Here is a 21,786-nt window from a genome sequence, read left to right as displayed (position 1 = left end):
CCATTTCTAGACAATTTACCTGACTCCTTTAGCCTAGCATCCTTTTTTGATTTTGTGTCAATATCTATAAGCCATGTATATCAAGGGTTGAGTCCGTAATCATCCCCCCTATTTTTTAGACTGACTATACTCTGCTTAGACACACTCCATAGCCAGTGAAAAGTTACCGTCAGCAAGGGGAGAGAATTAAGGGGATTTTCCTGAATTTCTCGCTCAAAATCCCGACAATCGATCGCCTCTTCCGAAAAGGCACGCATTGGATGCACCGCACATTTCAAGCGATAATCTCCAGTACAAAAAACACAGCGACTACAGGGAATTCGATGCAGCTTTTGCAACTGCCGGCGCCCTTGGGCAACAGCAAGAAAAAGAGCAGTAAAAAAGAACAGCAGCGTTATCCAGATCGCGATCGGACAAAAGAGCGGTATTAGCCTTAACATAAATCTCGATTTTTGTCAATTAAGGAATAATTACAGTTGGCTCAGAAAGAAATTCCTGTGGAACTAGAGATCGCCAAAAACTAAAAATCTCTTGACTGACGCTGTAGGGGTGGGAATAGTGGAAAAAATAACGCCCTTTGTGACAACTCCAAATGCGATCGCCTGACTTTAACCAGGGTTGCCATCCCTGCAATAAATGCTGATCAATTACCGTATCGATATCTCCCCCACAGACTAACAGGGGTACGGGAACTGTCCCCGGGGCGAAATGAGCATTCTGATAGAGATTATGGGGAGAAAGGGACAATAATAAATCCTGTTCCAAGAGATAGCGATATTCTTGGGTTAAAGCGCAGGATTGATGACCAAAAAGATTGTGAACCGATTGATTGAGCAGAGTTTGACGAGAACAAGGCAGTAATTTTGATAGCACATAATAATGAGCTTGCCAATCGATCGCCGGATAGACTCCCACAGAGAGCAAAGTTAAGGATTTTACCCTTTCCGGATAACGACGCGCATACAGTAATCCTACTAATCCCCCCGTGCCGTGGCCGACTAAATGCAGCGGTCGCTCGCATTGTTTCAGGTAATCTTGTATTAATACCAAGGCAATATCAAGAGAAGCTGGCTGATCAAGAGATTGACAGTATTGCCAATCAGCGATCGCAACTTCCCTGGCTAAAAAATCCAACACCGGGCGATCAAAACGGCGAAAACTGGGGTTAACATTAATCCAAACTGCATCAGGTAATCGAGACATAATAATCAAGGATATAGGGGATTTTTCAGTGATCAGTAAACAGTAATCAGTAATTGGTGAAAAGAAAGCTGCGAACTAGCCACTTAATACTATTCACTGATAACTGATAACTGATAACTGATTGATAGCTAACTAAACGCCAAATTCGCCCTTAAGTCCCGCGACCCAGGTTTTGATCCGTTGTTCAGTTAAATCGGATTGGTTGTCTTCATCGAGGGCTAAACCGACAAATTTGCCATTTTTTAGGGCTTTCGACTCGTTAAAATCGTAACCTTCTGTCGGCCAGTAACCGACGGTTTTACCCCCCAGGGAGGCGATTTTTTCTTCCAGTATCCCCAGAGCATCTTGAAAGTTATCCGCATAACCGATTTGATCCCCCATCCCGAAATAGGCGACCTTTTTGGAGACGAAATCAATGTCATCCAATTCATCGTAAAAACCCTCCCAATCGCTTTGTAATTCGCCGATATTCCAGGTGGGACAACCGATAATCAGGGCATCGTAGGGGGCAAAATCCTCGGTAGAAGCGGAGGAGATATCGTGTAATTCTACAATTGCCTCACCTCCAAATTCTTTCTGAATCATTTCCGCCACCGTTTCGGTTTTGCCGGTTTGCGTGCCAAAAAATAAGCCAATTTTTGCCATAAAATTTGTCCTTGTTGCGAAATAAGTGAGTTTAACTCTTAATTCTCCTTGATAGGGAATAAAGCCCCTGATTACAGTTTTCTCCCTCTGAAACTGGCATTTCCTGCCGGCAAGAACTACAGTACCAATAAGAGCGAGAGCGTCCAATGTGATGCAGCAATTTGGTGTTACAACAGGTACAGTAAGGCATAAGGGACAGTTAGAAAGATTGATCAGCGGGGAAAATTAGGAAAATCGATAATTTATCCTAATTTTCCTCAAAAAAACTAGGCTTCTATCGCATTTAAGGCTTTTTCTACTCGTTTAAAGTCAAAACCCATCGCGCGTAAAGCGTGCCAGAGATGACCTTGTAAAAAGAAGAAAGCGAGAAAAAAGTGGGCATTAGCTAACCAACAGCGCGCCGTATGTACTCCAAAGGGCAATTTCACCGTGTCGGCAAAGTAGGGAGCAATTCCTAACTTCACTTCTAAAATTGGCCCGTAAAATTCGACTGGATAAGCGAGGGTATTTACCCCACAGAAATAGGCGGCCACGAAACCAGCTAGGGCAATTCCGCCCAAAGAATAGGATAAAATGGCTTCTCCAGAGAAAATCAGCACATTTCTCGCCCATTTAAGCGGGGGAACGATAATATGCCAGATACCGCCCCCAATTAACATTAAACCGACGTAGATATGACCACCGACTAAATCTTCGAGATTGTCCACAGTAGCAAAGTGGGTTTGATAGCCATAGATAACCCAAGGATCGAGGGTTGGTTCACTAACGACTCGGACAGCGCCGATAGTTGCGTCGTATAATCCCCCCCAGTACATAGCTTTGGCCACTAACAATAATGCAGCTATACCTAAAAAGAGCAGGTGATGACCGAGAATAACTCCTAATTGTCGGGGTTCACTCCAATCGAAATGGAATTTTTTCCCTGGACCGGAGGAATCTTTCAGGGTTTCTGGGACTCTTAACAGGTGAAATAAGGCTCCTGCTCCCAAAACTGCCGAAGAAATCAGATGAATTGAGCCAATCACGAAAAAGGGATAGATATCAATGATTTGCCCCTTTTCTCCAACTCCAAAGCCTAAAGTGGCCAGGTGCGGCAGTAAAATTAAGCCCTGTTCTGCCATGGCTATATCGGGGCGATACTGGGAAATTTCAAATAAGGTGAAGGCTCCTGCCCAAAAAGCGATTAAAGCAGCTTGAGCAACGTGAGCAACGATAAATAAGCCTGATTTATCGGCAAAACGGGCATTTCCTGCCCACCAGTCGTATTCGATCTGAGGATTATCGTAGGTCTGCATGGCATCTTTTAACGGAAATAGAACCAAGCTTATTGATAATTATATGCAATAAGCTTTAAGTCTTAGTCTAGAATAATTCTCAATAAAGTCAAGTTAAGAATTGTTACAGTTGCTCGGTATCCTTTGATGCCTCAGTATTTTTAGCCTGATCAGCCTTTGACAATCAAGGCTTTTCAGCATGAATCTTGGATCGCAGCTAGAGTAATCGCCTCAAATAATTGAGAATAATTACTAATTAATTTTTAACGAAGACTAGAGGATAATTAGCTTGTCATCACTTAAACAAGCCTATAATTAGGCATTAAAGAGCATATTTAAGCTTATTTACGCTTTTTATTTCATTTTTAACCTGAAATATCTTTTTTATTCGATAAAATACCCACTGGTGCCACTCGCCTCGCTGTCGGTTGTGGTAAGCTGTACTGAATTTAAACTGCGTCAGAGTCTCTGAGCGCCCATTTATAGGGATTGCCGCCTCTGGAGGTTACTTTCTCCCCCCTCCCCAGTTCTGAAAAGATACTTAATAGAGCCGTAGATTAATAACATTGTCGTTAAAGTTATGGCCATAATTAGGGGAGCGATTTTGGCTAACCAGAAAGCCACGAAGATTATGCCGATTCCGTCGGCGAGTAAGATGGGTAAACGTGGCACTATGCCATGGTCAATGATTTTTTCTGTGCTTGGCTGCAGTTGAATTTTGGCTAAACAATGAAACCAAATTTGACTAACTAAAACTATTAAAGCTCCCCATCCTATCCAGAGGGCAGCCAGATAAAAGCCCGATAATTCTAAAACAATTGTACTAATTGTGACGATAAAAAAGCGATCGAGGCGAGGATCGCTGGTTTTTTGCTGAAATTGGGCAATTTCTCCCAAGTCCACCGCTGCCATGCGTGCCTGTTCCATACACATCCCCAGGGTACCTAGGGCAAGAATAGCAGCGGATAGGTTTTCCGGTGAGAAGATTTGGGAGATTATGCCTAAACTAGCCGGAAAAAACAGTAAAAAAAGCATCGTTCGTCTCATCTATTCGGGGTGGGGTCGGATTAAGATAAGAAATGCTCTTGACTTGATCATTTCTGTAATGTCTTGTTTGCCTCCTTTTCAAAATGCTCTCCTTCTCACCCAAGCTTTAACCCATCGTTCCTATGTCAATGAACAGTCGGAATTGACGGAAAATAACGAGCGCCTAGAATTTTTGGGCGATGCGATTTTGGCTTTTTTGGTGGGCGAACTATTGTATCAAAAATATCCCGCCATGAACGAGGCAGAATTAACCCGTTTGCGGTCAAATTTGGTCAAAGAAGAACAATTAGCGCAATTGGGTCTTGAAATCGGCCTGGGAGAGTTAATGCGTTTAGGTAAGGGGGCAATTAAAGATCGGGGGCGATCAAATCCTACCCTATTAGCGGACACTTTTGAAGCGATAATTGGGGCTTATTATCTAGATTCGGGGTTAAATGCGGTTAAAAATTATCTGCACGGGCTTTTTATCCCTGTAGCCTCTCATTTAGTCTCTCAACAATCGGAATCGCCATCTTTTATCGATGCCAAAAATCTCTTTCAACAGTGGGCGCTGGCTAATTTCGCCTCTAATCCAGAATATGCGATCATTGATGTTACAGGGCCCCCCCACGCTAGGGAATTTACTGCCGAAGTGCGGGTTAATAATCTTCTCTACGGTACAGGTAAAGGTAAACGGAAACAGGATGCCACCAAAGCGGCTGCCGAAGATGCCTTAAAGCGCTGTCAATTGCAAGGGTAAATAGGGACAACCCTACTTATCTTAGGGGCCACCAATTAACTTTATCCCGGGTGGCACTGTACACTTCTTTTAAACCCTCGGCATCTAGTACCCGAATTAAATCCCCCGTCGATTCTGAGGCAATTAATCCCACGGTTTGCAATCCTTTTAATACCTGTTCGACGGTGCGTTGATTGAGTTGACAAGCGCGAGCAATCACATCGACGGATAGATCAAAAGTATAGATATTTTCGGCATCTGGTTGACTGCCTAATTCTCTTTCTTGATAGATTAAAGCTCTGAGTAAAGTGGCTACAGCTTGGGGTGGATAGCTACTGCAATTAAGCAAATGATACTCGAATTTTTGCTGTAATTCAAATAACAAACAGTACCGTTGACGAAAACTTTGGTTATCGTTGTAAATCTTTTCTAGCGCCGATAAGGGAATTTTCAGGACGTGGGTAGTTTTATAGGATTCCACCAAACAGGGAAAGGCGCGACTGGCTAAACCATAACTAAAGGGTAAACTCCTCATGCCAAAACAGCCACCGGGGTAGGTAATGGCAATAATCCGGTCGAGGGGAGTGCTGCGGACGACGATTACACCCTCATTCAAAATCACATACAAAACATCTAGAAATTCATCGGGGAGAAAAGCCGTATAGACGGGACGATTGGAAAATAGCGTCTCTAGCTTGAGATTGTCGGCATCGAGATACTGACTTAACCAAGCTTCCTCTAGTCCGCGAAAGAGAAAACTCTGGTTAATCAGTTGTTGTAGGAGGGTTGTTTTTTTAGCCTTGACGCTCTTGCCCATAGTCTCAAACCTAGATGTAGCACTGATTCCATCTTCTCACAGTTTCCCTTGTTATCACCTTATTCCCAATTTGTTTTATAAATGTATTGAAATTTTGTTTCCTGTGCTGTAGGATTAAAATAGACCTGAAAACAGATACAACCTTAGAGTAAATCTCAGGAGCGCCGCCGATGCAGTTATCCCAGTCTTGTTTATCCCTACTCGTGGCAACTGTCCTGACGGGGGGAACGCTGGTATCCTGCACCCCATCCCCCACCAATAGCGGCAATGACAGCCAAAAACCCGTGACTGTGACGCTTGTTTCCTATGCTGTCACCCAAAGTGCCTACGAAAAAATCATTCCCAAATTTGTCGAGGAATGGCAACAAAAAACGGGGCAAAAGGTAACTTTTGAACAGAGTTATGGTGGTTCCGGTTCCCAAACTCGTGCCGTTATCGATGGTTTAGAAGCGGATGTGGTAGCGTTGGCTTTAGCTTTGGATACCAAGAAAATTGAGCAAGCGGGATTAATTCAACCCGGTTGGGAAAAAGAAGCTCCCAATGACTCTATTGTTCATAAATCTGTAGTGGCTTTTGTTCCTCGTGATGCCAATATTAAAATTAATCAATGGTCAGATTTAGCCAAGGATAATATTAAAGTTATTACCGCTAATCCCAAGACTTCTGGCGGAGCGCGCTGGAATTTTCTCGCTCTTTGGGGTTCGGTGACGCAAGCGGGAGGCAGTGAACAAGCGGCGCAAACTTTTGTCGAAAAAGTGTTTAAAAATGCGCCAGTTTTACCTAGAGATGCTCGCGAATCTAGTGATGTATTTTTTAAACAAGGCCAGGGAAATGTGCTGATTAATTACGAAAATGAGATGATTCTCGCTAACCAAAAAGGCGAGAAGTTGTCCTACACTGTTCCCACCGATTACAATATTTCTATTGATAATCCCGTGGCGGTTGTTGATGCCAATGTGGATAAAAAAGGTACGAGAAAAGTGGCCGAGGCTTTTGTGCAGTTTTTATTTACTCCCGCAGCCCAAAGAGAATTTGCTCAGGTGGGGTTTCGTCCCGTTGAACCGACGGTATTTAAAGAGTTTGAGAGTAAATTTCCTCAGATAAAAAATCTCTTTACCGTGCAGGATTTAGGCGGTTGGGATCAGGTACAAAAGCAATTTTTTGATGATGGAGCCTTGTTCGATAAAATTCTCACTAAAGCTGGTAAATCCTAAGGAGGAAACCCATGGATAATCAACCTCAATGGCAAACTATTAATCATCCCCAAAGTGACTTACATCTCGATCAATCAGGACTCGATCGCCCCACGTCCCGAAGAATAAAAATTCGGATTCCTAAACAATATATTAACGAGCCAATTATAGCACGTTTAGGGTCTTTTCCTGGTCTAAAAGTGAATATATTTTCCGCTTTGTTAGCGGCAAATAATAATCAAGATGGCTGGTTCGATCTACAACTACAAGGCAACTCCCAAGGGATAGAAAATGCCCTTTCCTATCTGGCAGATTTAGATGTAGAAGTTTGGTATGATTCAGCACAAGTTCTTGAAGAAGCGGACAATTGGTAATCTCTAGCAATAATAAACAATGGCTAACCCACAATTATCTTTATCTCCCAGTCAACCCCTGAAAAAAGTTTCTATTCCTTGGGTAATTACCATTAGTTATCTAGTGGTTTTGTTGGTTTTACCGGCGGCGGCACTATTTGCTAAATCCCTAACTCTTGGTTTTGCCGAATTTTGGCGCATTGCCACTTTACCGATTTCTTTATCCGCTTACCAAGTCACTTTTTTTACTTCCTTAATCGCCGGATTAATTGACGGAGTTTTTGGCACTATTATCGCTTGGGTATTAGTGCGTTATCGATTCCCGGGTAAAAAAATTGTCGATGCTTGTGTAGATTTGCCCTTTGCTTTACCCACTTCTGTTGCCGGTTTAGTCCTAGCCACAGTTTACAGTGATAACGGTTGGCTCGGTCAATTTTTTGCCCCCTTTGGCATTAAGATATCCTTTACCATTTTAGGGGTTTTTGTGGCGATGTTATTTATCGCTTTACCCTTCATTGTCCGCACCTTACAGCCGGTTTTACAGGAAATGGAAAAAGAGGTAGAAGAAGCGGCTTTATCCCTCGGTGCTTCCTCTTGGCAAATCTTCTGGCGAGTTATTTTTCCCACAATACTACCCGCTATTTTAACAGGAGTTGCCCTCGGTTTTGCCAGAGCGATCGGTGAATATGGTTCCGTAGTTATTATCTCCTCTAATATTCCCTTTAAGGATTTAATTGCCCCAGTTTTAATCTTCCAAAGACTAGAGGAATATGATTACACAGGTGCGACAGTAATCGGCATGGTTTTATTACTGGTTTCTTTGTTCATGTTAGTAGTAATTAATTTCCTGCAGCAATGGGGGCAAAAATACAGAGTTAAGTAAAGAGTAAAAAATATTAGGGTATAACTGGAGACAGATCAAAAATGCTGAGTCTAAAAAAATCAACTAAACCGAAAGAGTGGGATTACAAACCCCTACTAATTATCATCGCCCTTGTTTATCTGGCACTATTATTATTTATTCCAGCAGCGGCAGTATTTTACTATGCTTTTCGCAATGGATTCCAAGCTTTTTTAGAAGCGGCGGGAACTTCTGACTTTATCGAAGCGGTAAAATTAACAGTAATTATTGCCCTAATTACTGTACCTTTAAACACAATTTTTGGACTTTGTGCAGCTTGGGTAATTGCTCGCAATCAATTTCGTGGCAAAACTTTATTAATTAGTTTAATTGACTTACCTTTTGCCGTTTCTCCCGTGGTAGCGGGTTTAATGATTGTACTGCTCTATGGGCGCAATGGTTGGTTAGGTTCTTTCCTAGAATTTTTCGATATAAAAATACTTTTTGCTTTACCCGGAATGGTATTAGCAACTATATTTGTTACTATGCCTTTTGTCGCTAGAGAAGTTATCCCAGTCTTAGAAGAAATTGGCTTGGAACAAGAGGAAGCGGGGCGCACTTTAGGGGCAAGTGATTGGCAGATTTTCTGGCGCATAACTTTACCCAATATTCGTTGGGGATTGATGTACGGAGTGCTGTTAACTAATGCCCGGGCGATGGGAGAATTTGGGGCGGTTTCTGTGGTTTCTGGCAGTATTTTAGGGAGAACTGCTACCCTGCCAATTTTCGTAGAACAGGCCTATAAAAATTATCTAACTCCTGCCGCTTTTAGTGCGGCGGCTATTCTCGCCTTACTAGCGGGAGTTACTTTAATTATCAAAGAAATTCTCGAACGTAAAACCGCCCACAAAATTCACACTACCTAACTACAATTAACCTAAAAATATGAGCGGGCATTGGGTTTCATGCTTCAACCCAACCTACGTTCTACAAAAAACCTAAAAATATGAGTATTACCATCCAGCAAGTTTCTAAACGTTTCGGCAATTTTCAGGCTTTAGATAATATAAGTTTAACCATTCCTGAAGGTAAATTAGTCGCCCTCCTCGGACCATCGGGATCGGGAAAATCCACCTTATTACGTTCAATTGCCGGATTAGAAAGTCCCGACAGTGGCGCGATTATCATTAACGGACAAGATACCACCCATGTGGATCCTAGACGGAGAAATATCGGCTTTGTTTTTCAACATTATGCCCTATTTAAACATTTAACTGTCCGTCAAAATATTGCTTTTGGTCTAGAAATTCGCCAGCAAAAATCCCCAGTAATTAAGGAAAAAGTTGAGGAATTATTAGAATTAATTCAATTACAAGGATTAGGCGATCGCTATCCCGCCCAATTATCGGGAGGACAACGGCAGCGAGTAGCTTTAGCCCGCGCTTTAGCCATTCAACCGAATGTATTATTATTAGATGAACCCTTTGGAGCTTTAGATGCAAAAGTCAGAAAAGAATTAAGGGTATGGCTGAGAAATTTACATAAAGAAGTTCACGTTACCAGTGTTTTTGTTACCCACGATCAAGAGGAAGCAATGGAAGTAGCTGATACGATTGTCGTGATGAATCATGGTAAAATTGAACAGGTGGGTTCTCCCGCCGAAATTTACGATCATCCGGCCACAGCTTTTGTGATGCAATTTATTGGGGAAGTGAATATCTTACCCAGTTTAGCAGGATTAGGAAATGGACATCATCCGGGTGATAATTCCACCGTTTTTATCCGTCCCCACGACCTGGAAATTATGCCCGAACAAGATGGTTTGAATAGTTGGGCAGTGGTAAAAAGAGTTATTCATTTAGGCTGGGAAATACAAGTAGAATTAATGTTAGCCGATGGGGAAATGGTGGTGGCTTATCTCAATCGGGAGGAATACAAGCAATTACAGTTACAACCAGAACAAACGGTACATTTAAAACCGAGAAAAGCGACCTTACTCACTGATTTTGACAATAAAAGTGAGAAAGTTATCGATTACTCAATTTAAAAACTCTAGGTTTATTAAAAATTTTTCATAAAGCTATAAGTGACCTTCACCGCTCCCACTTTCTCAGCACTGATAGAGTTAGAGCAACTTCTTTACCTTTCTCCTCAATAAAATCTAGCAATTCCTTGACGGTGCTTTTATCTTCATCTACTTTGGTGTTAAGATTGACAGCCTTGAGGTCAAAGTTTTTGGCTTCGATTTCTTCACGGGTGATTGTCCAACTCCTCTCACTATCTTCTCGGTTGGGTAATAGTTCTATAAACTCCTGAAAGTGATTCATCATCAGGGGTTTGCGCTTGGTAACTTTGACATCGGACAGGTCATAATACCAGATTTTTTCAGTGGGTTTGCCTTTAGTAAAAAAGAGGATGTTAGCTTTAACACCCCCACCGGCAGCCACAAAAGTCCCCGCGGGCAAACTAACGATACACCAGAGATTACAGTCGTTTAATAGTTTTCGTTTGCTCTGGACAAAAGCATTTTCATTGGTGCGAAATAACACCCCTTCATCTAGGACGATACCGCAGCGTCCCCCCGGTTTCAAACTATCGATAACGTGCTGTAAAAATAGGACTTGAGTAGCACTGGTTTTATAGGCAAATTGTGCCTGTACGGTCCTGTGTTCTTTGCCGCCAAAGGGGGGGTTAGTGAGGATAATATCGAACTGGGGCGGAGCATCTTGGAACAGGTCGCCATAGATGACTTCTCGGTTTAAGGTGTTGCCGTGCCAGAGGTGGGGGTAATCGATGCCGTGTAGGACTAAATTAGCGAGGGCAATGGGGTAGATGAGGTTCTCTTTTTCCCTTCCGTAAAAGGTTTTTAGTTTGATGGTTTCTAGCTGTTCGGGGGTGATGTCATCTGCTAGGAAATCGCGGATGTATTCGTAGGATTGGGCCAGGAATCCGCCCGTGCCGCAGCAGGGGTCATAGATGGTTTCTCCTACTTGGGGGGCGATGGCTTTGACCATTGCCCGGATGACTTCCCGGGGGGTAAAGAATTGACCGCCATCGTTGTTTTTTTCTCCCATTTTCAACAGCAATCCCTCGTAAACTTGGGAGATGGGGAAGATGTGGGTAGGGTCAATGTAGTCGATTTCGTGGATTTTATCGAGGATGTCTAACAGGTTGGTTTCGGTGTCGATGCGGACTCGTTCGACACTGGATATGACCTCACTGATAATTTTTTGGCGGGGGGTGGCTTGGGGTTTGTTTTTGAGACTTTTGAGGTAGGGAATGACTTTTTCATTGACAAAGGGCAGAAATTGACCCATTTGCCCCATTTGCAGGTTAAGGCGGCGGTTGCCTTCAGGGTTGGCCCAATCTCGCCAACGGTAGGGTTCGGGGATGGAATCGGCAAAAGAGTCCCCCACGGCTTCCGCTTCTTCCGCTTCTCGCTGTTCGGTGTCGTCAAGGATTTTGAGGAACAGTAGCCAACTGAGTTCGGGGACGTACTGTAATGCCCCGGCACAGTTGGAACGCCGCATGATGTCGCAGATGCCTTTGATGTAGCTGTTAAGTCCCTGTTGGGTGGTGAAGGTTTTACCGTTGTCGTTGCTGTTTTTTTTAGCCATTGAGTTTACCTAATTTGTCTAACCTGCCAAGCGGAGATTGGCGATGAGGGGGAGTTGGAGTTCGTTGTTTTCTTGCATTCTTTGAGAAAAGAATAGGATTTCTAGGTTTTCGATTTCTTCGGTTTGGGGGTTGACTCTCACAATAATATCATCTCCTAATTCTTCTGATTCTTGTTCGGGATAGGGAGCGCATTTATTGATATAGAGAATGTCTCCCGTTGGGTCATATTTGATAATTAGGTTTTCTGTCATTTAGTAAAATAATAGGGATTTTCTTCTGATTCAGTACGAGGTATGAACAGTATTTGGTTTAAGTTTGTCCATGCTTGCTGTGTTTTTTCTATGTCTATTGTTTGCATAACTATAATTCTCCCTTAAAGGCGCGGCGCAATAGGACGGCGGGGAGTTTATTGATGGTGTCGAGTTGCTCTTTTAAGTTCTGTTTTAGTCGTTCCACTTCTTGCATTTGTTCGGTTAGAGTTGAGGCGATTTGTTTTTGTTTTTCTAAAGTAGGAGGAATAGGAATTGGCATATTGTACATAGTAGAAGCACTAATATTCACCTGTCCTATAGCGCGAGTCATATTAGCTTCTATGAATTTCCTACCTTGTCTTGAATTTATATAAGCAGAAATATAATAGGGATCTGCTAAGTTGTATCTCATTTTAAATCGAATCAAATAAGATGCGAATACTGCTTTAAATTCAGCGTCAAAAACTGCGGTTTTCCCTACTAATTCAGCACTATTTGTCCTGTTAAATAAAACATCGCCTTTCTTTAATAAAAATTTGGTTTCTTCGTCGGTCGGTAAATTAACATACATTAAATCAGACCAATTTATTTTCCCTTCTATAATGTTTCCCATTCTAAGAACAGGCAAACCTTGATTTACATTAGTAGATTTTTCAGATGTTCCATATTGACCATTACTTTGACATATTTCCCCTAACTTTCTCCTCTCCCAAGAATTAGCCTCCTCACTTTCAAAAACAGCCCGAAGATAGGCAGCAGGTAAAGCCTTGGCAGCTTCTAACTGTGCTTCTGTTGCTTTTCGTGCCTTTTCTACCGCTTCCATCTGTTCATTAAGAATGGCGGCTATTCGTTTTTGTTCGCTTAGGGGTGGGAGGGGGATTTCAATACATTTTAAATCTTTGATAACAAGGTTACGATTAGCTGCTCCCTGAGTTAGGCTTTCTGCTTGTTTTTTACAAATCGGAGCATTTAAGACCTTCTCTAAATATTCTGGAATAACTTCTGATTTAAGCTTTAAAAGTGCTACGCTGACAAAAATACTGAATTCTCGATTAATATCAATAGCTTTAGCAATACCTGTAGTACCAACTTTTGTATAGAGTACATCTCCTTTTTCTGGCTTACATCGTTTACATAGCTTTTTATGTTCTTCTTCACATATAAACTTACAGTCATCAAAATTAATCCCAGTTTCTCTAATATTTTTTACTGATAAAAATGGTATTCCTTCTTCAATATAAGTTGGAGTAAAATGACTGCCATCTGAAACATCACGGCAAACATCCCCCAACTTTACCCACTGCCAACCATCGGGCAACTGCCGATCATTTTCCTGACTCATAATAACTCCCTTGCCCAATCATAAACATTCAAATACCAATCCCAAATTAAAAACCCTAAGCGGCAAACAATCTTATCTTAGTTTCCTGTATGATCTCAGCAAGTAGCTCCTCTACATGTAATCATTAATGTCTCTTCAAGATGATTAAATTCATCGTAAAAACCAATGACTCCATTCGCACCATATACAGGATACCCTTCTTTTTTTAATGCTGATATTGGAATAGTTTTCCACTGCTTTGGTTTACAGACATCGACTAAAGCTACTTCTGTCCAACTCATCCCAACATCTCCTTTAACGCGTGTAAAACCTGATCAATCTTATTTTCAAACATAAATCAAACATCCTTTCGGTTGACTAAAACGGTGGGTTACGACGGATTGTTAGATTGACTTTAACGCCTAGATTGTTGCCGTCTAACCCACCCTACCAATGCACTCACCCCCCTCCAATGCGTAGGGTGGGTTAGCGATAGCGTAACCCACCACTCTCTTGGAATCACCCAATAAAAATAACATTCCTATCCTAATCAGATATTATACCATTCAACAAGCTTGGAGAAAGAAGCTGGGAGAAAGCGGGTTTCTTAACAAAATCTGAGCCTTAATTTAGCTATTTACTAGAAACCCGCTTTCTGTTCTATTTAGAAACCCCTAAGCGGCAAACAATCTTATCTTAGTTTCCTGTATGATCTCAGAGGGTTTACCTACTAACTTTAACGCCGCCAATCCCCCAGCCTTAGTCACTTCCGGCACTTGAAAAATGAGCTTATTTTCTAATCCTTCCGTCCCCGACTTAGCAAACTGAGAAGCGATCGCCCTCACTGTCGCCGCCGTTTCTTCTGGCATTTCGCGTAACCAATCCCCCTGTTTATAACTAAAAGCTTCCGCCCTTTCCAGACGAGTCAGACGGTGCAAACCATAACCTAACTCTCCCAAAACATCAAATAAATCGCAAGCTTCCAACTCATCTAGTGTCCTAATTATACTTGCCGATCGCCCCCCATCAGGCAATATTTGTAATAACCTCCCCCGCTCCTCCGGCTGAACCCAAATTGAACGAAATAAAGTCAAATTAGTCACCTGATTAACCAAGGATTCCGCCAGCCTCTCTCGATACTCTTCTACCGTTATCGGTTTCGTTTCTCCGTCCACCGTCGTCAGAATATAGCGCCCCACCGGAGTAATATTCACCTCAAACCCCTCAACGGAGATAACCCGCCGTTGCTGCCTTTCCTTTGGTTCCGCCGCCGTACCCTTTTTGGTGGCTAACTTATCGAGAAACTTCTCCCCAAATAAACGGGTAGCATTAGTGTAGTCATACACCCGAAACATTAACTTATTAGTGGGTAGATGCAACCGCGTCCCCCGCCCTACCATTTGATAGAAACTAATGGGAGAATTGACATATTTAAAAAAGACAATATTTCTCACATTGGGGACATCGACGCCGGTGGTTAAAAGATCTACCGTCGTCGCGACAAAATGGGAACGGGAACTGCCCTTTAAATCCGGCAAATAGTCATTACCCGAAGATTTGGCCGTACACTTGAAAGCATAATAATCCTTCGGCTTTTCCCCCTTAGCGGCACACCAACGGCTATAGAGATTATTCATCTCAATGGCTACAGCATCAGCATGGCGGTCATTAACACAGAAGATAATCGTTTTCTGTTCCACTCCCCCCGTTGTTAACAAATGATTGAATAAATCCCCCGCCATCGCCATCACACGGTCAGGGAGCAAAATTAACCGCTCATAACTGGTTTTCTCGTACATTTCCCTAATTTCTGCCTCTGGGATGGGCTGTCCCGTGTTGGCATCAAGGGGATTTCTGCTGATGACCTCCTCCACTGTAATGCCCGTGTCATCGAGGTTGATGGCACTCCTAACAATTTCGCAGGCGGCAAGATAGCCATCCTCTATCCCTTGTCCGATGTCGTATTCATAGACAGGTTCGCCAAAATAGGCCATATTATCGGCGGTGATTTGTCTATCGGCTTCTGATTCGGGCGAGTCTTCTGTAAACTCCAATTCCCGGGGAGTTGCCGTCAACCCCACCTGTACCGCCTCACTGTTGCGGGTGAGAACTTGCGACCACTTACCCCAAGCGGAACGGTGACACTCATCGATGATGATATGGCTGAAATAATTTTCCGGGTAATGGGTGGTTAAAAAATTCCCCATGTCCTCTTCCTTGTCCACATTCAGGGTTTGATAGGTGGCAATTAAAACACGGGCATTCTTGTGGGGTTGGTTCTTTTCTACTTCCGCCGCCTCGGAACCGAAGGCAATTTGCAAAGCCGCCGCCCCCTGGGTTCTCAACTCATCGCGATCGCAGACAAATAAAGCCCGCCGCAACTGTCCGGCATCTGCTATTTTTCGCAGTAGGTTACAGGCAATAAAAGTCTTACCCGCGCCCGTTGCCAGGGTTAGAAGGACTCGCGCCGGGGAGCCTGTTTGCTGGCAGCGGGCAATTTTTTCCAAAGCAGCGCGGATGGCAGCATCTTGGTAGTAACGCCGTCCTCCTTCTCCCCCCTTATAGGGAGTCAGCAGGGGACGGGCGACCTCCTCTGCTAGGCTGAAGCCTACATACTGCTCGTATCTCCCCCTCAGTTCGGCCGGGGTAGGAAATTGGCTGAGGGGCTGAGGGGCTGAAGTTATATTCGTCGTGCGATCGTGTTCGACAAAAAGATGACCGTTACAGGAGTACACAAACGGTACATTTAACCCTTTGGCATAGCGTTTAACCTGTTCTAAGCCTTCAGTGGGGGGCGCATCTTCCTTTTTTGCTTCTATTAGGGCGACGGCTAAGGGTTGGCTGTCGCTACTGACGGCCACTCGCAGGGTATAATCGATCCTTCCCCTGGCGCGTTCGGCTTCCCCATCGATAATTTGAATTGCCCCCGGGGTTTCTTCTCGCTTGAGACAATCCTCGGTCCATCCTCTTTGATGCAGGACGGGGTCAATTAATTTGGCTCTGGTGTCTGTTTCTCCTAATCCCATGGTTCTCTCAAGACAGTAAACAGATAACTAATGAATGATACTAAAATCTGGTTATTAAAAACTGATTATCTATTGCCCCTATTGCCTTTTGCCTGTTCTGATATGTAGCCTATACTCAACTGATAACTGATAACTGATAACTGATAACTGATAACTCAGGTTAATTAACTATTTTTCGCCTCTAATTTGGTCAAACGACTTTTAAGTTCCTGATTTTCCTGTTTCATTTTTTCTAATTCCTCGCGAATTTCCTGAATTGCTTTCTCGGAACCTAATTTTTTCTGGACTTTTTGTACTGCTTCCTCCGCTACACGACGGACGCGACCATCGGGAGTTCGATCGCTCAAAGCTTGTAAAATAGCGATAGCTTTGGCATTTTCTATCTGTCCTAAAGCGTTACACACTGCCACTTGCGTCAAGAAAAAAGTCTCCTTGGCAATGGTTTCTAAACGTTCCAAAATTACGGTTAATTTGTCGGTGGTTTGTCCGGAAGAAATCGCTCCCAGGGCGCGGATAGCCCCTAATCTCAGGGGTTGAGGCGTGCCTAAAGCCGTGTAGGTCAAAATTGACTCCAAAGCCGCCGACGAGGTTTTTAACTGGCTTAAACCCCCAATTGCGCCCGCTCTTACTACCTCATTCCACCCCTTTCTTAACTGTAAAACATGATTGAGCAGGTCAATAATTTCCCCTTCTTTATTTTGCAATTGTCCCACGGCCATGGAGCCTAATCCTCGCGCCGCGGCCGCTTCCACATAATAACTAGCATCTCCAGTTTCTAATAGGGATTTAAGCGCATTATAACTATCTAAGGTTTTAATTTCACTTAATCCCTCGACAATTGCCCGACGGACTTGTGCTTTTTCATCGTTTAAACCTTTAATTAAAGCAGTAACCGCCTGATCTAAACCAAGAGTTGCTAACTGTTTGGCCACCTCCACACGCACCCCCCAAAAAGGCTCATTTTCTAGGGATGTCCCTAAAGCTTCGATCGCTTCTAAACCGCCTTTTTTAGCAATGGCTATGGCTGCATAGATACGGGAAATTGGATCGGGATCCTGTTGTAATTGCGCTTTTAATTCACCGATGGGATACTCAAGAGTGACGGTTTTGAGGAAATTATTACCCCGATCGAACTTGACAAAATCGGGCTTTTGTGCTAGGGGAAAATAGAAAGTTTGTTCTTTTTGGTGAATCCGCAGATTGTAGGTAATATCCTCAGAGTTGAGATAGGCAAAAGCGACGGGAATTTTCAAGTCGAATAGTTCTTTTTCGTCCTGGGTTTGGGTGACAGTTAATTGGGCTAAATTATTCTGATTGTCCCAACTGTAGGCCACCTTATAATCGGGATGACCACCGCGATAAACGTACTGATCAAAAAGGAATAATAAATTGTACCCGGTCGCTTTTTCGATCGCCCGTAATAAGTCCACAGTTTCCACGGTTTTATGGGCATTATCTCGCACAAAAGTCTGAATCGCTTTTCCGAATAAATCTTCCCCTAAAATAGAGCGGATCATGTGATAAACACAAGCACCTTTTTCGTAGAGATGACGATCATAAAGTTCGATCGCTTCTCGATAAACATGAGTAACAATCGGACGACGATAGCGGGAAGTATCTTCTTCTAAATAACTTCTTGCTTCCCCTAATAAATAATAACTAGCAGCAGCTTTTCCGTATTCCGATTCTGTCCATAAAACCTCAGAATAGGAGGCCATTCCCTCTTTAATCCAAGCGTGAGACCAGTGTTTAATTACCACTAAATCACCGAACCATTGATGAGCTAATTCATGGGCAACTAAGCTTTCTGTCCAAGTATGATCGATGCTGGCTCTTTGATCAATTAAACAGCGATCGGTTAAAATTGTGGTGGAGGTATTTTCCATCCCACCAAAAATAAAATCATCTACACAAACTTGCGCGTATTTGGGATAGGGATAGGGATAACCAAACTTTTGGCTAAAAAACTCGATCATGCGGGGAGTTTTACCCATACTTCTTTGGCCCTCTTCTTCCCGTCCTTTTTCCACATAATAAGTGACAGGAACACCATTCCATGAGTCGCATAATTCGGCAAAATATCCCACCGCAAGAGTCATTAAATAGGTAGGATGAATTTGCTTTTGTGACCAGTGATAAATTCGTTCTTCACCAACGGTTGCCACCGAGATTAATTCCCCGTTAGAAATAGCGATATAGGGTTGGGGAATTTTCACCCGAATTTCGGAAGTGGCTAATTGGCCGGGGTAATCAAAACAGGGAAACCAAAAGCGAGAATCTTCATCTTCTCCCTGGGTCCAAACTTGCATCGGTTTATCGGGATAATATTCGTCGGGGCCGATAAAATATAATCCCCGTTGTGGTTGCTTAACCTGATAGTTAATCGTCAGGATAATCGGTTTATCGGTAGTGGGTTGCAGCAGATGAATGGTCAGAAGAGAACGATCATAGTCAAAGGGTTGACTGATACCTTCAATGAACACAGAATTAATATTTAAATCCACCGCATCCAGAGTTAAACTGCTAATTCCCTGACGAATGGGGGTGAGGGTAATCTGACAGCTGCCCTGAAAACTTTGTTGGGGAATATCAATAATTAAATCGAGAAAAATATGATTAACTTGTCCGGGTCGATCGGGGTTATAATGGGGTTTAGCCCCGGGTAACTCAAAGGGTTGACGCTGATTATTTTCCGTGTCGATGGTGAGATGAGACATATTAGCCCTAACTTGCTGATTTTTGTCCGGTAAACTTAAATTAACACGATCGGTCGTCCCTTTCCTTGCTAATAATAATCCCACCCCTATGAATCTCCCTTCCTTTCTCTGGTTATGGAAAATTGCCGCTTGGTCGATGGGATTTGCTCTCTTTGCCTATTTTTTATTAGCGGTTTCGGGGGTAAACATGGGTTATCGACGACTTGCGGGCCAATCTCGACCGAAATGGTTAAGATCCTTTCATCTCCTCAGCGGCCTGATCATGGTTGCTTTGGTCTTAATTCTACTGGGAATCGGATTAGTGGGAACAATCGGTCATTATGGCAGTTTAGGCCACTCTTCCCACCTGATAGCGGGTTTATCGGTGGTTTTTCTGGTTTTTGTTTCGGCAATTAGCGGCCTGAACATTACAACTCGTCCACCTCTAGCGCGGTCTCTCCACATCGGCACTAATCTTTTATTGTTTCTGGGTTTTCTTTTTGTTACCCTAACAGGATGGGATGTGGTCCAAAAATATCTACAATAAAAATAGTCGGCGATCGAGTGGAGACTGTTTGATCGAGAAAAACTAGCTATCTCATCCCGAAAAATCGCTTTTTAGTGACAGAATACTCACCCCCAAATCATTATGCAAACCGTCGAATCACAAGCTATTAACACGATGTCAGTGCCAAAACAAGGTCTTCCAGTAACAATTATTACTGGTTTTCTTGGTAGTGGTAAGACTACTCTCCTCAATCATATTCTCAGCAATCAACAGGGATTAAAAACTGCTGTTCTTGTCAATGAATTCGGTGAAATAGGTATCGATAACGAACTGATTATCAGCAGTGATGACAGCATGGTAGAATTAAATAATGGCTGTATTTGCTGCACGATCAACGAGGATTTAATTCAAGCGGTTTATAAAGTTCTCGAACGTCCCGAAAAAATCGATTATTTAGTCGTAGAAACCACGGGATTAGCCGATCCTTTACCGGTAGCTTTAACCTTTTTAGGTACAGAATTACGGGAAATGACCCGTTTAGATTCCATTGTCACTATGGTGGATTGTGCCAATTTTAGTCTCGATTTATTCAACTCGCAAGCGGCCTTAAGTCAAATCACCTACGGTGATATTATTGTTCTCAATAAAACCGATCTAGTGGATGAAGCGGATGTGGATTCTTTAGAAATAAGAATCCGGGACATGAAGCAAGGAGCGAGAATTCTTCGTACTAGCAAAAGTCAGGTTCCTTTACCCTTAATTCTCAGCGTCGGACTATTTGAATCGGATAAATATTTCGACACAGAAGAAGAACACCACGACCATGATCACCACGACCACGATCACGACCATTGCGATCATGATCACGATCATCATCACCACGATCATGATCATCACGACCATTCCAATCATTTAGAGGTAGATGGATTTACTTCTATTTCCTTTGCTAGTGACCAACCTTTTTCGATTCGGAAGTTCCAATATTTCCTCGATAATCAGTTACCGGAAAGCGTTTTCCGCGCTAAGGGGATTCTCTGGTTTGATGAAAGTCCTAAACGTCATATTTTTCACCTCAGTGGCAAACGTTTTACTCTCGAAGACGACGAATGGAAAGGTACTCCCAAAAATCAGCTAGTTCTTATCGGTCAAAATCTCGATCATGAAACCCTAAAAGAACAGATTAACAGTTGTCTCATTTTACCTGCTGTCAATCGCGGTAAAGGATTTGGCAAATAAACCCCGTGGGGGTGTTAGCCTAGGGTAACGCACCCCCATCACCTAAATTCCCCACTACCCCACTACCCCACTTCCCCCAATTATTTATTTTTATTCGGGTACTTTTCCCCCTAAAGATTCCACGATCGATCGAGTATTTTCTTTCAGCATTTTTACATAACTATCCCCTCCAGTACCCACCGCGCCGATCGAATCAGAATATAATTGTTGTGGTGCTAATTTCACCCCCGCTTCTGCGGCTACAGTGGTAATTAAAGCGGGATTAATAGTCGTCTCGGCAAAGATAGCAGGAACCTGGAGATTTTTAATAGCATCGGCTAAATTTTTCACCGTTTGGGCGCTTGGTTGTTCTTCGGTACTAATGCCAATTAAAGTTCCCGCTACTTTTAACCCGTAGGCATGAGCATAATACTGAAAAGCGTCATGAGTGGTGACTAATTGCCTTTGGGAAGGGGGGATAGTTTCAATAGCCACAGTAATCCAGCGATCAAGATTTTCTAATTCCCTGATTAATTGGGCGGCATTTTCAGTAAAAATCTCTTTATCTTCGGGACTTAATTCAATCAATTGATCTCGGATTGTTTTCACCATGATTATGCCATTTTTTGCCGAACCCCAAACATGGGGATCGGGTACTTTCTGCCCCTCTTTTTCCAGTTGTAAAGGTGTAATGGCTTCTCCCACAGCCACTTTTTTAGCTTTAACTGCCGTAGAATTGATCATTTTAATTAACCCCGGTTCGAGATTATAACCGTTATAGAGAATTAAATCGGCTTTTTCTAAAGCCACACTATCGGAGGGAACCGGTTCATAAACGTGGGGATCATCCCCTGGTTTTAAAATGTCTTGATGGTCAATTTCTTCACCGCCCACTCCTGCGGTTAAATCGGCGATCATTGTGCTAGTGGAGATTACCTTTGGTTTTTGGTTATCGGTGGTGTTAACTGAGGGATTACAAGCAACCAATCCCAAAAATAAACAGGATAAAATTAGTTTTTTCATCGGGAAATAGAGATGAGGGTTTAGAGGTTAGAGATGA

21 protein-coding genes are annotated in these 21,786 nt (G+C 42.9%); 8 read left to right on the top strand and 13 right to left on the bottom strand.

Going from position 1 to position 21,786, the window contains the following annotated elements; all coding sequences use genetic code 11:
* Positions 1 to 80 precede the first annotated feature (80 nt).
* The 5 genes from H6G48_RS15840 to H6G48_RS15820 form a co-directional block, all read right to left on the bottom strand.
* A complete protein-coding gene (locus tag H6G48_RS15840) occupies positions 81 to 440 on the bottom strand; it encodes a hypothetical protein (RefSeq protein WP_002787222.1) in 360 nt (119 codons plus the stop codon).
* A 19-nt stretch (positions 441 to 459) separates the two neighbouring features.
* Positions 460 to 1,203 (bottom strand): alpha/beta hydrolase, encoded by a 744-nt coding sequence (locus H6G48_RS15835; RefSeq protein ID WP_190722457.1) that lies wholly within the window; start codon positions 1,201 to 1,203, stop codon positions 460 to 462.
* Positions 1,204 to 1,335: 132 nt separating this feature from the next.
* Entirely contained in the window at positions 1,336 to 1,848 is a 513-nt protein-coding gene (gene fldA, locus H6G48_RS15830) for a flavodoxin FldA (protein ID WP_002760221.1), read from the bottom strand.
* Between the two features lie 266 nt (positions 1,849 to 2,114).
* Positions 2,115 to 3,143: a chlorophyll a/b binding light-harvesting protein gene (locus tag H6G48_RS15825; protein ID WP_002787228.1), complete on the bottom strand. Its 1,029-nt coding sequence runs from the start codon at positions 3,141 to 3,143 to the stop codon at positions 2,115 to 2,117.
* A 459-nt stretch (positions 3,144 to 3,602) separates the two neighbouring features.
* Positions 3,603 to 4,169 (bottom strand): hypothetical protein, encoded by a 567-nt coding sequence (locus H6G48_RS15820; RefSeq protein ID WP_190359188.1) that lies wholly within the window; start codon positions 4,167 to 4,169, stop codon positions 3,603 to 3,605.
* A gap of 58 nt (positions 4,170 to 4,227) precedes the next feature.
* Between H6G48_RS15820 and rnc the strand changes: the two genes are divergently transcribed.
* Positions 4,228 to 4,908, top strand: a complete 681-nt coding sequence (gene rnc, locus H6G48_RS15815) for a ribonuclease III (protein WP_147069137.1) — start codon at positions 4,228 to 4,230, stop codon at positions 4,906 to 4,908.
* Positions 4,909 to 4,924: 16 nt separating this feature from the next.
* Here rnc and H6G48_RS15810 read toward each other — a convergent pair whose 3' ends face one another.
* Positions 4,925 to 5,704 carry a Crp/Fnr family transcriptional regulator gene (locus H6G48_RS15810; RefSeq protein WP_190722456.1) on the bottom strand — a complete coding sequence of 260 codons (780 nt, stop codon included), beginning with the start codon at positions 5,702 to 5,704 and terminating at the stop codon, positions 4,925 to 4,927.
* A 170-nt stretch (positions 5,705 to 5,874) separates the two neighbouring features.
* On the opposite strand from H6G48_RS15810, the gene H6G48_RS15805 reads away from it, so the two are divergent.
* The 5 genes from H6G48_RS15805 (at position 5,875) to H6G48_RS15785 (ending at position 10,138) form a co-directional block, all read left to right on the top strand.
* A complete protein-coding gene (locus H6G48_RS15805; RefSeq protein WP_190722455.1) occupies positions 5,875 to 6,918 on the top strand; it encodes a sulfate ABC transporter substrate-binding protein in 1,044 nt (347 codons plus the stop codon).
* Positions 6,919 to 6,929: 11 nt separating this feature from the next.
* Positions 6,930 to 7,271, top strand: coding sequence for an NIL domain-containing protein (locus H6G48_RS15800; protein WP_002768372.1), 342 nt, complete (start codon positions 6,930 to 6,932; stop codon positions 7,269 to 7,271).
* 19 nt (positions 7,272 to 7,290) lie between these two features.
* On the top strand, positions 7,291 to 8,133 hold the full coding sequence (gene cysT / locus H6G48_RS15795; protein ID WP_004159580.1) for a sulfate ABC transporter permease subunit CysT: 843 nt from the start codon (positions 7,291 to 7,293) through the stop codon (positions 8,131 to 8,133).
* Positions 8,134 to 8,174: 41 nt separating this feature from the next.
* Positions 8,175 to 9,017: a sulfate ABC transporter permease subunit CysW gene (cysW, locus tag H6G48_RS15790; RefSeq protein ID WP_002797969.1), complete on the top strand. Its 843-nt coding sequence runs from the start codon at positions 8,175 to 8,177 to the stop codon at positions 9,015 to 9,017.
* Positions 9,018 to 9,097: 80 nt separating this feature from the next.
* Positions 9,098 to 10,138, top strand: a complete 1,041-nt coding sequence (locus H6G48_RS15785) for a sulfate/molybdate ABC transporter ATP-binding protein (RefSeq protein WP_190722454.1) — start codon at positions 9,098 to 9,100, stop codon at positions 10,136 to 10,138.
* 46 nt (positions 10,139 to 10,184) lie between these two features.
* Here the strand turns inward: H6G48_RS15785 and H6G48_RS15780 are convergent, their stop codons facing one another.
* The 6 genes from H6G48_RS15780 to H6G48_RS15755 form a co-directional block, all read right to left on the bottom strand.
* Positions 10,185 to 11,708 carry a class I SAM-dependent DNA methyltransferase gene (locus H6G48_RS15780; protein WP_190722453.1) on the bottom strand — a complete coding sequence of 508 codons (1,524 nt, stop codon included), beginning with the start codon at positions 11,706 to 11,708 and terminating at the stop codon, positions 10,185 to 10,187.
* An 18-nt stretch (positions 11,709 to 11,726) separates the two neighbouring features.
* Positions 11,727 to 11,960, bottom strand: coding sequence for a DUF2283 domain-containing protein (locus H6G48_RS15775; protein ID WP_190722452.1), 234 nt, complete (start codon positions 11,958 to 11,960; stop codon positions 11,727 to 11,729).
* Between the two features lie 109 nt (positions 11,961 to 12,069).
* Positions 12,070 to 13,302: a restriction endonuclease subunit S gene (locus tag H6G48_RS15770; RefSeq protein ID WP_190722451.1), complete on the bottom strand. Its 1,233-nt coding sequence runs from the start codon at positions 13,300 to 13,302 to the stop codon at positions 12,070 to 12,072.
* Between the two features lie 95 nt (positions 13,303 to 13,397).
* Entirely contained in the window at positions 13,398 to 13,583 is a 186-nt protein-coding gene (locus H6G48_RS15765) for a restriction endonuclease subunit S domain-containing protein (protein ID WP_190722450.1), read from the bottom strand.
* Positions 13,584 to 13,955: 372 nt separating this feature from the next.
* Positions 13,956 to 16,307: a DEAD/DEAH box helicase family protein gene (locus H6G48_RS15760; protein WP_190722449.1), complete on the bottom strand. Its 2,352-nt coding sequence runs from the start codon at positions 16,305 to 16,307 to the stop codon at positions 13,956 to 13,958.
* 164 nt (positions 16,308 to 16,471) lie between these two features.
* A complete protein-coding gene (locus H6G48_RS15755) occupies positions 16,472 to 19,108 on the bottom strand; it encodes a M1 family metallopeptidase (protein WP_190722448.1) in 2,637 nt (878 codons plus the stop codon).
* Positions 19,109 to 19,112: 4 nt separating this feature from the next.
* Here H6G48_RS15755 and H6G48_RS15750 point away from each other — a divergent pair, with 4 nt between their 5' ends.
* Together H6G48_RS15750 and H6G48_RS15745 are read left to right on the top strand one after the other, a co-directional pair.
* Positions 19,113 to 19,550: a DUF4079 domain-containing protein gene (locus tag H6G48_RS15750; protein ID WP_046660890.1), complete on the top strand. Its 438-nt coding sequence runs from the start codon at positions 19,113 to 19,115 to the stop codon at positions 19,548 to 19,550.
* 102 nt (positions 19,551 to 19,652) lie between these two features.
* A complete protein-coding gene (locus H6G48_RS15745; protein WP_190722447.1) occupies positions 19,653 to 20,747 on the top strand; it encodes a CobW family GTP-binding protein in 1,095 nt (364 codons plus the stop codon).
* 90 nt (positions 20,748 to 20,837) lie between these two features.
* Here the strand turns inward: H6G48_RS15745 and H6G48_RS15740 are convergent, their stop codons facing one another.
* Positions 20,838 to 21,749, bottom strand: a complete 912-nt coding sequence (locus tag H6G48_RS15740; RefSeq protein WP_190722446.1) for a metal ABC transporter solute-binding protein, Zn/Mn family — start codon at positions 21,747 to 21,749, stop codon at positions 20,838 to 20,840.
* Positions 21,750 to 21,786: the final 37 nt, after the last annotated feature.

The organism is Microcystis flos-aquae FACHB-1344, assembly GCF_014698375.1.
Taxonomy (GTDB): domain Bacteria; phylum Cyanobacteriota; class Cyanobacteriia; order Cyanobacteriales; family Microcystaceae; genus Microcystis; species Microcystis aeruginosa.
The sequence above is the reverse complement of the archived record's forward strand: the minus strand, read 5'-3'. Positions and strand labels throughout refer to the sequence as shown.

What these genes read in the sequence shown, in the direction of transcription:
- H6G48_RS15785 (WP_190722454.1), top strand. Translation starts at nt 9,098, where the DNA reads ATGAGTATTACCATCCAGCAAGTTTCTAAACGTTTCGGCAATTTTCAG.
- H6G48_RS15800 (WP_002768372.1), top strand. Translation starts at nt 6,930, where the DNA reads ATGGATAATCAACCTCAATGGCAAACTATTAATCATCCCCAAAGTGAC.
- H6G48_RS15770 (WP_190722451.1), bottom strand. Translation starts at nt 13,302, where the DNA reads ATGAGTCAGGAAAATGATCGGCAGTTGCCCGATGGTTGGCAGTGGGTA.
- H6G48_RS15810 (WP_190722456.1), bottom strand. Translation starts at nt 5,704, where the DNA reads ATGGGCAAGAGCGTCAAGGCTAAAAAAACAACCCTCCTACAACAACTG.
- H6G48_RS15835 (WP_190722457.1), bottom strand. Translation starts at nt 1,203, where the DNA reads ATGTCTCGATTACCTGATGCAGTTTGGATTAATGTTAACCCCAGTTTT.
- H6G48_RS15780 (WP_190722453.1), bottom strand. Translation starts at nt 11,708, where the DNA reads ATGGCTAAAAAAAACAGCAACGACAACGGTAAAACCTTCACCACCCAA.
- H6G48_RS15745 (WP_190722447.1), top strand. Translation starts at nt 19,653, where the DNA reads ATGCAAACCGTCGAATCACAAGCTATTAACACGATGTCAGTGCCAAAA.
- H6G48_RS15740 (WP_190722446.1), bottom strand. Translation starts at nt 21,749, where the DNA reads ATGAAAAAACTAATTTTATCCTGTTTATTTTTGGGATTGGTTGCTTGT.
- rnc (WP_147069137.1), top strand. Translation starts at nt 4,228, where the DNA reads ATGTCTTGTTTGCCTCCTTTTCAAAATGCTCTCCTTCTCACCCAAGCT.
- H6G48_RS15840 (WP_002787222.1), bottom strand. Translation starts at nt 440, where the DNA reads ATGTTAAGGCTAATACCGCTCTTTTGTCCGATCGCGATCTGGATAACG.
- H6G48_RS15820 (WP_190359188.1), bottom strand. Translation starts at nt 4,169, where the DNA reads ATGAGACGAACGATGCTTTTTTTACTGTTTTTTCCGGCTAGTTTAGGC.
- cysT (WP_004159580.1), top strand. Translation starts at nt 7,291, where the DNA reads ATGGCTAACCCACAATTATCTTTATCTCCCAGTCAACCCCTGAAAAAA.
- H6G48_RS15765 (WP_190722450.1), bottom strand. Translation starts at nt 13,583, where the DNA reads ATGAGTTGGACAGAAGTAGCTTTAGTCGATGTCTGTAAACCAAAGCAG.
- H6G48_RS15760 (WP_190722449.1), bottom strand. Translation starts at nt 16,307, where the DNA reads ATGGGATTAGGAGAAACAGACACCAGAGCCAAATTAATTGACCCCGTC.
- H6G48_RS15825 (WP_002787228.1), bottom strand. Translation starts at nt 3,143, where the DNA reads ATGCAGACCTACGATAATCCTCAGATCGAATACGACTGGTGGGCAGGA.
- fldA (WP_002760221.1), bottom strand. Translation starts at nt 1,848, where the DNA reads ATGGCAAAAATTGGCTTATTTTTTGGCACGCAAACCGGCAAAACCGAA.
- H6G48_RS15805 (WP_190722455.1), top strand. Translation starts at nt 5,875, where the DNA reads ATGCAGTTATCCCAGTCTTGTTTATCCCTACTCGTGGCAACTGTCCTG.
- H6G48_RS15775 (WP_190722452.1), bottom strand. Translation starts at nt 11,960, where the DNA reads ATGACAGAAAACCTAATTATCAAATATGACCCAACGGGAGACATTCTC.
- H6G48_RS15750 (WP_046660890.1), top strand. Translation starts at nt 19,113, where the DNA reads ATGAATCTCCCTTCCTTTCTCTGGTTATGGAAAATTGCCGCTTGGTCG.
- cysW (WP_002797969.1), top strand. Translation starts at nt 8,175, where the DNA reads ATGCTGAGTCTAAAAAAATCAACTAAACCGAAAGAGTGGGATTACAAA.